This window comes from Acidithrix ferrooxidans (assembly GCF_000949295.1).
GTDB classification, from domain to species: domain Bacteria; phylum Actinomycetota; class Acidimicrobiia; order Acidimicrobiales; family Acidimicrobiaceae; genus Acidithrix; species Acidithrix ferrooxidans.
In genome coordinates, this window is sequence record NZ_JXYS01000007.1 from 58,824 (window position 1) to 70,535 (window position 11,712).

The following is an 11,712-nucleotide window of genomic DNA, read 5'->3' on the forward strand; positions in this document are numbered from 1 at the left end:
ACTTAATTGAAGTTATTGCAGCCAAACGATCGAGATCTCTCGAAGTCGTGATGGCTGGACCCCCTAAAATACTTTGGGAGATTTAGGTGAGATCTTTTGGAGGTCAGTCGAGTCAAATTGAATTCAAATCAGCCTAGGCCGACAAAAACTAGCGGAAATGAGAGTCTGTCAATCTCGGGAACCGTTGAGAGGGTAACCTTCCATTCCGAAGAGTCGGGATTTTGTGTTCTAAAGGTGGTCGTTCCGGCGGTTAGGGAAGAGATAACTGTCGTCGGCACCATTGCCCAGGTCTCTCCGGGTGAATATGTGGAGGCAGAGGGTTTCTGGAGGATTGACTCGAACTACGGTAAGCAGTTCCAAGCCACCCGTCTCGTCTGTTCCACTCCGACCTCTTTAGAGGGCATTGAGAGATACTTGGGATCGAAGATGGTCAAAGGGGTTGGCCCACACTTTGCCAAGCTCTTGGTGGAGCGCTTTGGATCTGAGATCTTTAATGTGATTGAAAGCGATCCAAAGGTCTTGGGCGAGATTCGGGGAATCGGCGAAAAGCGGATCGCAAAGATTACTGCGAGCTGGCATGCACAGGTGCGGATTCGCGAAATCATGGTGTTTCTGCATTCACATGGTGTTGGAACTGCTCGTGCCGTTCGCATTTACAAGACCTACGGGGATGAGGCGATCGAGGTGGTAAGGGCAAATCCCTACCGGCTTGCTAGCGAGATCCGGGGGATTGGCTTCAAAACGGCTGACTTATTGGCTAAAAGCCTGGGAATAGCAAGCGATTCAGCCCTACGCGCTAGAGCAGGGGTCAGCTATGTCCTGTCAGAGTTATCTAATAAGGGCCATTGCGGCGCCGAGGTAAAGACGATTTTGGAGCTGGGCGAGAAGCTTCTTGAGATTGATCAGTTGATTTTAAGGGATGCCATCGATCTTGAAATAGGTGAAGGCTCCTTGATCCCATGGGAGGTAGATGGCGTCGAACTTATCTATCTGTCGCCGCTCTATTACGCAGAGTTAGGCGTGGCGACGAATATAGCCAGATTGATGAGAGCACCCTCGCCATGGCGTGAGATCGTAGCTGAACGAGCGATTGCTTGGATCGAAAAGAAAAATTCTATCTCACTTTCGCTTTCGCAAAGAGAGGCAATTGAGTTAGGAGTGAAGTCGAAAGTCCTGGTAATTACCGGAGGACCGGGAGTTGGGAAGACGACCCTTTTGAACAGCTTGATTGCAATAATCTCAGCCCGTCACCAAAGAGTGCTCTTGACTGCGCCGACAGGACGTGCGGCAAAGCGAATGAGCGAAGCGACAGGGGAGTTAGCAAAGACGATACATCGTACTTTGGACTTTGATCCAGCTACGTTAGGATTTCGCTTCAATCAAGATAATCGTCTCGAATGTGATTATTTGGTAATTGATGAAGTCTCAATGATCGATGTCGTTTTGATGAACAAACTTCTGTCTGCGCTCCCAGAGCACGCAGGAGTAGTCTTTGTTGGAGACGTCGACCAGTTACCATCCCTTGGACCAGGTGCTGTTTTGTCTGACATAATTGAGTCGCATGTGGTTCCTACTGTGCGTCTCACGGAGGTATTTAGGCAGGCCGGCGAGTCCATGATCGTTAGAAATGCTCATAGGATCAATTCTGGCCTTTTGCCAATTTTGGACGATCCAGGCCCGAAAAATGATTTTTATTTTATTGAAGCTCAAGATCCAGCAGCGATAGTAGAACGAGTAGTTCGTGTGGTAACCTCTCGAATTCCATCGCGATTTCACTTGGATCCGATCTCGCAAGTACAAGTTCTTACTCCTATGAATCGTGGAGGGACGGGTGCCCGCGCTTTAAATGAGTCCTTAGCTGCAGTTCTTAGTTCGAATTCAAATCGCATTACAAAATTCGGAAACTCTTTTTCAGTAGGGGACAAGGTTCTTCAAGTTGTGAACAACTACGATAAGGACGTCTTCAATGGAGATATAGGGATCATACAAGAGATAGACCTCGACGAAGAAGTATTGTCGATAGATTTTGAGAACCGCCGCGTTGCCTATGACTTTGGTGATTTGGACGAGATCGTTTTGGCCTATGCCACATCTATCCATAAATCACAAGGCTCTGAATATCCATGTGTGGTAATTCCGCTTTCAATGTCACACTATTCCATGCTTGATCGCAACATCTTGTATACAGCGCTAACCCGCGCAAAGTCGTTAGCCGTCATTGTGGGGGATAAAAGAGCACTTGCTATTGCAGTCTCGAATCGAAGTTCATCAAAGCGCTTGAGTGGCCTCAGACAGCAACTTACCCGGGCTATTTAGGCACTGTTGGCACATGACTCGGTTTTGGGTACCTATTGGCCTTATAGCCGAAGTCGCTTTTTAAGGTAGATTTTGTGGCTCGATGGTCTTTGGCGGAATACAAAAGGTGGCTTTGGTGGTTTTTGAGAGTGGCCTCTCTAAATACAGAGAGAGCTTTGGTCGAAGTGGATCAAAATAGCATTGTGGAGTTTTATATGGCAATAGCTGTCGGCGACAAGATTCCTGATCTTAACGTGGCTGTGACTATCGGCGACAAAACGGAATCTGCCTCTAGTGCGGATCTTTTGGGTAGCGGGAAGGTGGTGCTTTTCGCAGTACCGGGAGCTTTCACCCCCACCTGTTCTGACTATCATCTTCCTGGGTTTGTTATTCGTGCAGAAGATATCAAAGCCAAGAACGTTGGCAAGATTGCATGTATATCTGTAAATGATTCATTCGTGATGGGTGCATGGGGAAAGTCTCAAAATGTTGGTGATGAGGTTATTATGATTGCCGATGGAAATGGCGATTTCACCAAGGCTGTGGGTCTCGAGCTAGATGGCCGTGGCTTCGGGATGGGAATTCGCTCCCAGCGATATGCGATGATCATTGAAGATGGAATTGTTACTTCACTTGAGGTAGAGCCAGGTGGTGGACTGGATGTCAGTTCAGCCGAGGCTATCTTGGCTAAGCTATAAGACCAAATCCATCTCGATTGCTGCTCATTTGGTTGTTCGAATCCGCCAACCAATGGTTACCCCAGCCATCACAATTGGAAAAGCAGTTGTGGCTGGGGTGAGAAGTTCAGTGAACCTCCACGCCCTTACAGACGGGGCTTCTGGCCTCGTCTGTTTGGTTGGGGTTCCCTAACATCGCTTCCATCACGCCACCGGGACCGACTGGTCTGGTGCTAATGAATTAGCACTGGTAGATGAGTTTGCTAGTTTCGGCTTGCCTGTCTGAGATATCTCAGACAAGGCCCGGTTCTGGGCACTACTTCGGGCTCTGGCCTTAGGGCACTGCACCTTTTGGTGTGTCTTGCGTTGATTGAGTGACCAATGTTTTTCAGCTCGAAGATACGTGACTAAGATTGTTGTATCTAGTCCAATTGGAGAGTGCTCTGCGTATATCGCCTTCTGGAGAATGTTTATTGCTCCTAGGGCGTCTCGATGACAGCTGAACCCACAGATAGGGCTCTTGCATCGGTAGTGCCGACCTGATGGTCGGTTGCGTCTTAAGCACGCTGGACAAGTTTGGCTAGAATATGACTCGTTTAGGGGTTCTATCTCTAAGTTAGTTTTCTCATTGAGGTATTGCTCTTGAGGGCCTCTTGACCACTGCGGTAACCGTCAGTGTATTTGCTGGAAGTAACTGTTATATATCTTAGTTGCTATCCACTCGACCGGGGTAGCAACTAAGTCAACTATCCCCGATTTATTTTCTTGCTTGTGTCAACTCCTCCCCAAGTAGATCGGTAATGGAGATTGGTTCGTCACAGGAGGGACAATATCCCCCTATTCCTACTCGAGCCATAAAGGTATTACACTCTAAGCAGCGTTGTTCTCCGAGGGATCGTTCACCACAACACCTACACTCATAGACGGTGAAGCCTCGATGTGACTTTGACCCTGGAACTGTGACTGGAAGAATGCTACCTATATCGTGACGTCGTCGATAAGCAAGAGCCCGACAAGCATCTGAGCAGTAGGTTCTCCTCCCTGACAAGGGGAAGTTGCCTCCACAGACAGGGCACGCTATCGTGACGCTATCGTGACGCAACGGAGGTCTGGCACTCATGGCAGACTCGTTAGGTTCAAATCAGACAATGCATCAGACGCTGCAGTGGTGGACTTTGATGCTGTCGTTGTCTGGTTTGTTGGAACAAGTGACGTAGAGACAACTGGCTTTCAGTTCCGGGTGTTGGCATTGATCCATCGTTTTGGATTCTTGGCTTTGGCCTCCTCGTAGACCTTGACTCGCTTGGCGAGGATCATGACATCTTCGCCGTTATGTTTTTGGTTTGGGGTCACAAAGTTCAAGCCAGAGTGATGGTGCTCCTCGTTGTAGAACTGGACGAATCCCTCGATCCAGACCCTTGCCGCCATGAGGGAGGCAAAGCCATCGTGGGGATAGCTCGCACAGTACTTGACTGTGCGAAACATCGATTCCATGTGAGCATTGTCATTCGATTAACCGGCTAATCCTGTTCCAAACAATCTATGGACTTTTGAAGATTTCAAGTCGCCGGTCGTCGGTAACGATCTTCTCTGCTGAGACGTCGAATCTGTTCTTCATGACGACGAACATTGTCTGCTAGAACTTCGACTGCAGTGCGTAGGTGACTGATTTCGGCAGATAATCCCAAAAAGGTGTGTACATCTCGACTGACTTACTCTTCTCCGACGAGGTGCCAAAGACGAGCTTTGCGAGAGTCGTCACCCTCTCGGTGAGTGCGCCAATCTGGCCTTCGAGCTCACTAACCCGTGCTCGAAGTTCGGCGTTCTCCGCCTGAAGACGGGCATTATCGCCAGCGAGGCGTTCTGCCTCCGCCTTCCAGTACGCTGACTCGGTTGTATGCAAACTGTCCATGACTACCAGTTAACACTATCTAGCGCTTCGTGTCCGGTCCTGTTTTCGTCAGGGGTGGTACGGGTTCACCGAACGTTTACGAAATGAGATCCTATTAGCCGGTTAACAGTGAACTCCTGGGACGTGAGTAGGAGGCAGCTGTATCAAGTAGGTAACACAGTGCCACTAGGGTTATCCCCTTCATAGGCGAACCGTTGTCGCTAGTTGAGTACTTGTATGAGCTAGATGTAAATATATCGAGGTCACGGCTTTTCGGTATCAAATGATAATGCAGAGAGTCTCTGCGCTCTTCAAGACCGTGAAGTACTTTCCAAACTATCGCTATGGAGGATTTCCGACAATTGAAGAATCGCGTAAGTGGATGAGTGACTTTGTTGATCACTACAACAACGACCATCAACACTCAGGTATCAAGTTCGTAACCCCACAGCAGGCTTACAGCGGCGAACATATCGAGTTACTTGCTAAGCGGCGCGAAGCTGTAGGCGGGAGCAACGCAAATCTACACCAGGAAGGTGGATATCGGACAAATGCAGAGACTGGAATCCAGTATCAGAGGTACCAATTATTCCTACGAATAAGTCGGTCAGAGATGAATCAAAAGGGAGGCAAAGGGAGGTAGCTTAGATTGTGCGAAAGTGACAAGTTCTTTGGCAGGCTCCGCTTATCTGGTGTGCGATTTTTTCACACTTGTTGATATCAAGAGCCTGAGAACTACGTTTGCTTACGAAATATTTATTTTTGAAGCTATTTAGAAAATCTCGGTACTCAAATGTGCTACGAAATATTCGGAACACTGGGGGGATAATTGTTGAAATCTTTACGGGAGAAATTCAAAGACGCGATCCAACGCGGTAACGATCCCGCAAAAAGTAATCGAAAGCTTCATTCGGAATTTAAACAAAAAACTACTGCGCCTGCGAAAGTCGCTGATCAACATAAGTACACGAAAAACATCGACACGTTCATAGGCGACCTGCCAAATCTTGAATATGACTTTATTGCCCTTGACTTTGAAACTGCAAACGAAGATAGAAGCAGTGCATGCGCCCTCGGCATCGCTGCATTTAGAGGCAAAGAGATAGTTCACAATTCTGCAATTTTAATAAATCCTCGTACTGACAGATGGGTCTTTTACGACATTCATGGTATCCGTGCACTCGATGTCGCTGATGCTCCTCTTTTTTCGGCGATTCTTGAAAAGCTTTACCCAATTCTAAAAGACACGTACGTGATTGCCCATAACGTTGGATTTGATTCTGAAGTGTTTCGCGAAAGTGCGCGTGCATGTGAGTTTTCTGCGCCAGGTCTGATTTGGACCGATTCGAAATTTGGTATTCCAACTTGGGCGCAATCGAGATACTGGAAGCTCGACCTAATTGCTGAAAAGCTCGGGCTTTCACTGGATCATCACAATGCCGGATCGGATGCCAAAGTCGCTGGGCAAATTTGGACTACGGGAATGGCGGAAGTTCGAGGATCTAACAGGGCGGTACTCCCTTCAAAGGATGTACTTTTATGGCCCACGCCAGCCTCCTTTGCTGTACCGACTGGAGTTAAAATTACCCAATCAGCTTTCGACTCGGTTGAGGCCGATTTGATTATGAAAAAATACGGAGCCACAGTTTCGGTCGATCTCACGCGATTAACTTTCAGAGATGAGATTGTCTGGGCTCTTACCGTTAGCAAACGTCAAATCGGAATGGTCAAGGGTGACAGCGCCGCCTTGCTTGACGAAGCTTTATCCGGAAGCTGGTCAGAGCAAAAAGCAAACGTGTACTTGAGGTCCAATAACGCTTACAACGAAGACGGTAAAGCTGAATTTCTACACGATGTTCAAGGTCCACAGATTCTGGGGAAGGCGCCCTTACGTATTCCAAAGCATTCGCCGCTGTCTCTAATTATAGATCCTGGTCAACTCGACCTTATCGTGGAAAAACTCGAGGGAAATCGAAAAGAATGAATTTCAAGGAAGTCGGTAACGTCCGAATAATAGACGAAAATTTAGCATTGTTTCACGATCAGATCTTTATTGGTGAGATTGACACTAAAAAACACACCCCATTTGATCGAAAGCTCAAAAATCTTTGTCGAGAAGGATATTTGCCAATGGTGGATTATCACATCAAGCTTTCGAATAAGAAGGAACTTGAGTTTGCAAATGCGTTTGTCGATCTTAGTTTGAGGTGACCAATGGCGGGCGAAAGAGAAGTGCTCGGCTCAATCTAGCCAGCCTAATCTGTCACCAAAAACTGAGCGTGTCACATTTCGTGTCACACTTTTTTGACTTATCCCTCATTTTATTGATTGATAGTCAACAAGTTGTTGCAGTTCAAGACGATTAAAGCTCATTCCAGATATATTGCGAACGAACCTAAATCTGACTTCGGATCAGACGGTTGGGGGTTCGAATCCCTCCGGGCGCGCAAGACCTCACCTTTTCAGAAGCCTTAAAGGGGCCCTTCAGCTTTCAGCGGGCTCTAACCAGATTCCTCTCAGCCATCTAATTCGGAGCCTTCCGTATTAATGCCCATCTTCCAAATCGATCATTCTCCAAACTTGGAGAATGGCTCAGTTTTGGAAGAGCGTTGACACTGTGAAACAAAACAAAGCCAATATAGGCTCCCCCGTCCTTTTCGATCCTAGCGATATTTGTAATGCCCTCGTTGGTTTAAAGGAGGTGAGAATCCTCCATTACCAGAGAATTGGTCCCGTAGCCGAGATCGCTATTGAGCAGACCGTCTCTGAAGTTCGCTGTCCTGTGTGTTGATTTGTAGCACTCGTAAAAGAGTGACCCTTCGTCACCTACATCGATCTTCCATTTGGCGGTACCCCTACGAGGATCTTCGAAGTGTAGAGATTTCTACGCAACTAGCCACTTTCGGAAAAAGGCGGTAACGCGGATAAGCATATAAAATCGACGTCGTCGACTCGCATAGGGGATGGATCACCAACAGGAGGCGGTGCAAAGTAGTCGGTATCAGCAAAGAATCAAATATTGCGATGGGATGTCTTCGAACTTCTAGGATACGTAATTCATTTCGATTACTGTAGGAGCATCTATTCATTCAACATCGTATGTTGCCCCGTTAGTTGTACAGCTAAATTTGTACAACTCTGGGGAGCTAGTTTTTAGATTCCCAGAAAGAGCTTTTCCACGCGCGCGCCGAGAACTTCATTGCAAAATCGCAATTTACGTAACGCTTAAATTAAGGCGGGTGTAAAAAGTTCGGACTTCGACTACCGAATCAGCGCGTAGTGATTTCTCATCGAGTTCCGGATGGTCGATGATCATTTGAGATGCATAGGCTACAGGTCCTTGGGCGCCAGTGTTGGCAAAGTTAGCGTAAAGATCATCAATAGCAGTTCGAACACCTCCGACCAGCTCACTTCCGAACCGAGCTTCGACAAGTTCTGCTCCTTTCACTGGCCCACCTAGGTCGTTGTGTAGGAGCACGAAGGCGATGTCATACTAATCCTTTTCCTTGCGTCGCCCATAGGCGGCTGCGATCTTTGCCAAGAGAAAGCCGGCAAGGCCAGTGACTTTCACATCAACGTAATATTTGTTTCCGCCAACCTGGGCGCTCATAGTCCGAGGTAAAAAATCGCGAGCTGCAAATCCGGTACCCCGAAGGTTCGCCGCTCCGAGTTCTTTGCAGTCATCGAAGCTGACCAAGGAGCCGGCCGGCGCATACTCTAGATCAGCGAGCAGTTCAAACTTGACGACGGCCTTCTGTCCATCTGCATCTGATTGCCATCGCCAGACGCGCTGAGGGTCGGGAGTGAATTCTGCGTTGCTGAGAGCCTGCTCGAGACGGGACATGTTGGTCGCGCCGGCTGCTATCTCAAGGTCGACTTAAACGTCGACGTCGGTTGTGCCGGCGTGGATGACTCCTGATTTTGAGCAGAGCAGATCGGGCACTAAACCGCCAAGTAGGACAAACTCGGGGTTCTCTCCATAGTGGTGCACCACTCGGACCAGCGCTTCTTCGGCTGCACGACGAGCTGCTCTGGAGCGAGGAGGATCATCGAGTGCCACGCTGGACCTCCTTCAAATGTTCTGCCGCTTCCTCTCCCCGGACTCCGACATGGCGAAGGTCGGCATATATCCGCGGCCAGGGGGCTACGCGTATGCCATCTCGTTCACCAGCAGTTCGTCTAGAGAATTGAGTGGGAAAGGGTCGGAGGATGAGCCTGCCACCATCCATAGGCTCAACGTGCGCGAAACGCGCAGCGTTGCGAAGATCCAGTTCTCTTCGGCCATCGACATAGAGGTCTCCTCCAGATATCTCAGTCAGGTAGGGGGCAAGCATCGCCGCTCCGAGCGCCCCCGTCGCGGCCCAAGCAATACCAGCGTTATCAAATTGCTCGCCCAACTCCCTGACGGTGACCAGAGGGTCTCTCCACAGGACCCCACAACGCAACTCAGCCTTTGGTCGTTGCAGGGCCACAGCGTCTGCGTACTCATCCAACAAACGATCCGGATCGACGACCTGACGCCCCGAACGGGGGCCTCTCGACGCTTTAGTCTGGAGCAGCTCCCACTTCGAAAGAACGGCTAGCGCCTCTGCAATCGAACTAGTGGAATGCCCTGACACCTTCGCTACTGCCGTGACCGTAGCCGGTACGCCACAGAGCAATGCCTCGGCAACCCCGAGGACCGTCGGACTCCAACTCGGCTCGTAGGTCTTAGCTTGCCGATTCCCGGATAATGCAATAATGATGTTCCCAACTACGATCTCAGCAGCTCCCGTTTCATCAACCCAGCCAACACCAGCTTGCGAGGCTAACTCTCGAGCGGCGAGCGAGATCTCCGAACCCACGATCACGTCTGGCCGTTCCTGAAATTGAAGGACGTCACGAATCTGAGGAAGACCACCCCTTCCAACCCATCGCACCTTTAACTCCCGAGAACCAACGGCTACAGTGGCAACCGAGCCATTTATCGAAGATACGTTCAATGTCACAGCTCGAGGAAGTACTTCGCGCAATGCCGAAACAAGCCGCGGCGTCCGCCCATCATGTGCTCTAATGTTATTCATCGAATATAACTATATATCGGTGCTGCACCGATATATCTGTTATAGGGAAGTAAATTAGCGACAACGGTATTCTCTGAACGCGATTCTCTTTCTACCTGAGCCCGCACAGATCGCCGGATTAGATAGCTTCCAAATACTGAGCGGATTCAAGTTAGACATAGCAACGAGTTCGTTTGGATAAATCAGCCCAGAATAGCCTCCATCGTCTGAGTTGAAGTTTCGAGGAGCCGCAGCAGCAGCGTCTTATTTTGGTGGATCTAAATATGCGAATTTATCGAGCTTATCCAGGGTGGCCAGCAACTCGATAAGTGCAACTACTGCACCGTCCATATCGGAAGTCCGCATCCGAGGAAGTCACCGTCACGTGTAAGAATGCCAGCATCCATGGTCATGGCTAGCGCGACAGGAGCCCAATCCTGCGGATCTTGCGGACTCAACGAAGTGCGACTGCCTTCTTCTTCTCGTATGCAGACGAAGGAATGATGTCAATGGTGCGGCTAGAGAAACGATCATCAACGAGGCTCAACAGTAGGTCGACCTGCAATTGGCTCAAATGGCCACCTTCGACAATGTTCCTTGCTCATTTTGGTAGTTGGTGCCAAGTCCCTTACTACTGCTCTTGAGCGACGACACTGTGCAACTCCGGATGGCGAAAAAGGTCACGTTCTCGTCTGCGGAGCAACTCTGCAATGAGCACTCTCGCGTCGACCACCACAATTACTCAGATAACCGTCGCCGCACTTCGTGAGTATTCCAAAACTCTTTACCAGTGCTTTTAACCTACCACAGGTGCCATTGTGAAATGACCGTTTTTGCGTATTGGACAGCAACGCATTTACTCAAAATGGTTGCTTAGAATTCAAGAACTCCCCTCGAGCGTTTCTTTGGATCCAAAGAAATAAGCAGTCCCGTAATTGGATCTGAAAGTTGTGTTTTTAGCTCTATTGGACTCGAACTAAAGGGGTTTGGTTCCAATACGTAGTTTCGGAACCAGCTACCCTTTGTGCTACTCCTGGCTTAGAGTTGTCCGTAATCCTCAGAAAAGCGAAAGACAATTTTCTAATCAAACAACGGGAGATTTGGAAGGCCCCCATTTAATTGATCCGCTACTAATGTGAGCTTTGTATCCATAATGTAGATGGAGGAAATTATTGTGAAGTCCAAAAGGCATACCCGTTCTACTCAAGGTAAGCAGGGCGCAGGTGCGCAAGAAGATCGCCGAAGGGGACAAGATGCTAAATGACGGTGCAACCATAAGTGAAGTTGCCGCTTTGCCATAAAAGCCCTAAGGCGCTGCACTTACCGAGACGACCTGGCACCGATGGAAGAGTACCTACGCTGCATTGAAGGGAACCAAAGTAAAGCTTACTCAAGGAACTTGAATCTAAAGAACCGTCGTCTAAAGAGCATCGTTGCCGACCTAACTCTTGATGTCTCCATGCTTAAGGAGGTGACGATAAGAAACTTCTAACCCCGAATCGTCGTCGTATGGTAGTTCACAAACTACAGATACGATTCGGGGTTTCTAAAGAGACGAGCCTGCAAAGTAGCAGGTCAAAATCGTTCTACGCAGCGTACCGTAGCACCTGAACGCAAAAGTGCAGATCTAGACGAAGAGATCACGCAATTCCTTAGAACGTTTGTCCTAGAACACAAAGCTCAAGGTTACAAAAGAGCATATCGCTACGTCATAGACAAGGGATACCATGTCAATATCAAAAAGGTAAGGTCTCTTTGGCGACAAGCCGGCTTGAAGGTACCCTATAAAAATAAGAAGAAGTCGACC

12 protein-coding genes, 1 tRNA gene and 2 pseudogenes are annotated in these 11,712 nt (G+C 48.7%); 6 read left to right on the forward strand and 9 right to left on the reverse strand.

Going from position 1 to position 11,712, the window contains the following annotated elements; all coding sequences use genetic code 11:
• Nucleotides 1–117: 117 nt before the first annotated feature.
• On the forward strand, nt 118–2,316 hold the full coding sequence (gene recD2, locus AXFE_RS01805) for an SF1B family DNA helicase RecD2 (RefSeq protein WP_052604200.1): 2,199 nt from the start codon (nt 118–120) through the stop codon (nt 2,314–2,316).
• Nucleotides 2,317–2,510: 194 nt separating this feature from the next.
• Nucleotides 2,511–2,993 (forward strand): peroxiredoxin, encoded by a 483-nt coding sequence (locus AXFE_RS01810; protein ID WP_052604201.1) that lies wholly within the window; start codon nt 2,511–2,513, stop codon nt 2,991–2,993.
• 183 nt (nt 2,994–3,176) lie between these two features.
• Here AXFE_RS01810 and AXFE_RS21225 read toward each other — a convergent pair.
• The 4 genes and pseudogenes from AXFE_RS21225 to AXFE_RS01825 form a co-directional block, all read right to left on the reverse strand.
• A pseudogene (locus AXFE_RS21225) lies at nt 3,177–3,590 on the reverse strand (zinc ribbon domain-containing protein); the annotation flags it as partial.
• A 139-nt stretch (nt 3,591–3,729) separates the two neighbouring features.
• Entirely contained in the window at nt 3,730–4,092 is a 363-nt protein-coding gene (locus tag AXFE_RS18950; RefSeq protein WP_152625796.1) for a hypothetical protein, read from the reverse strand.
• 110 nt (nt 4,093–4,202) lie between these two features.
• Nucleotides 4,203–4,469: pseudogene (locus AXFE_RS01820) on the reverse strand (integrase core domain-containing protein); the annotation flags it as partial.
• Between the two features lie 139 nt (nt 4,470–4,608).
• Nucleotides 4,609–4,884 carry a hypothetical protein gene (locus AXFE_RS01825; protein WP_052604186.1) on the reverse strand — a complete coding sequence of 92 codons (276 nt, stop codon included), beginning with the start codon at nt 4,882–4,884 and terminating at the stop codon, nt 4,609–4,611.
• Between the two features lie 268 nt (nt 4,885–5,152).
• Here AXFE_RS01825 and AXFE_RS01830 point away from each other — a divergent pair, with 268 nt between their 5' ends.
• The 3 genes from AXFE_RS01830 to AXFE_RS18955 all read left to right on the forward strand — a co-directional run bounded on the left by AXFE_RS01830 (nt 5,153) and on the right by AXFE_RS18955 (nt 7,310).
• Complete coding sequence (locus AXFE_RS01830; RefSeq protein WP_152625797.1) at nt 5,153–5,506, forward strand: hypothetical protein; 354 nt, start codon at nt 5,153–5,155, stop codon at nt 5,504–5,506.
• Between the two features lie 189 nt (nt 5,507–5,695).
• On the forward strand, nt 5,696–6,847 hold the full coding sequence (locus tag AXFE_RS01835) for an exonuclease domain-containing protein (protein WP_160291688.1): 1,152 nt from the start codon (nt 5,696–5,698) through the stop codon (nt 6,845–6,847).
• A gap of 401 nt (nt 6,848–7,248) precedes the next feature.
• Nucleotides 7,249–7,310: transfer RNA gene (locus AXFE_RS18955), tRNA-Ser, on the forward strand.
• Between the two features lie 767 nt (nt 7,311–8,077).
• Here the strand turns inward: AXFE_RS18955 and AXFE_RS01850 are convergent.
• The 5 genes from AXFE_RS01850 to AXFE_RS18170 all read right to left on the reverse strand — a co-directional run bounded on the left by AXFE_RS01850 (nt 8,078) and on the right by AXFE_RS18170 (nt 10,363).
• Nucleotides 8,078–8,311: a hypothetical protein gene (locus AXFE_RS01850; RefSeq protein ID WP_152625798.1), complete on the reverse strand. Its 234-nt coding sequence runs from the start codon at nt 8,309–8,311 to the stop codon at nt 8,078–8,080.
• A 45-nt stretch (nt 8,312–8,356) separates the two neighbouring features.
• Entirely contained in the window at nt 8,357–8,707 is a 351-nt protein-coding gene (locus tag AXFE_RS01855; protein WP_052604192.1) for a hypothetical protein, read from the reverse strand.
• 33 nt (nt 8,708–8,740) lie between these two features.
• Nucleotides 8,741–8,923: a hypothetical protein gene (locus tag AXFE_RS01860; RefSeq protein WP_052604193.1), complete on the reverse strand. Its 183-nt coding sequence runs from the start codon at nt 8,921–8,923 to the stop codon at nt 8,741–8,743.
• A complete protein-coding gene (locus AXFE_RS20325) occupies nt 8,910–9,926 on the reverse strand; it encodes a hypothetical protein (RefSeq protein ID WP_052604194.1) in 1,017 nt (338 codons plus the stop codon). Before AXFE_RS20325 ends, AXFE_RS01860 begins: the two co-directional genes overlap by 14 nt.
• Before the next feature lie 314 nt (nt 9,927–10,240).
• Nucleotides 10,241–10,363 (reverse strand): PIN domain-containing protein, encoded by a 123-nt coding sequence (locus AXFE_RS18170; protein WP_160291689.1) that lies wholly within the window; start codon nt 10,361–10,363, stop codon nt 10,241–10,243.
• 1,181 nt (nt 10,364–11,544) lie between these two features.
• Between AXFE_RS18170 and AXFE_RS21230 the strand changes: the two genes are divergently transcribed.
• The coding region (locus AXFE_RS21230) for an IS3 family transposase (protein WP_152625799.1) at nt 11,545–11,712 on the forward strand (168 nt) is incomplete at its 3' end.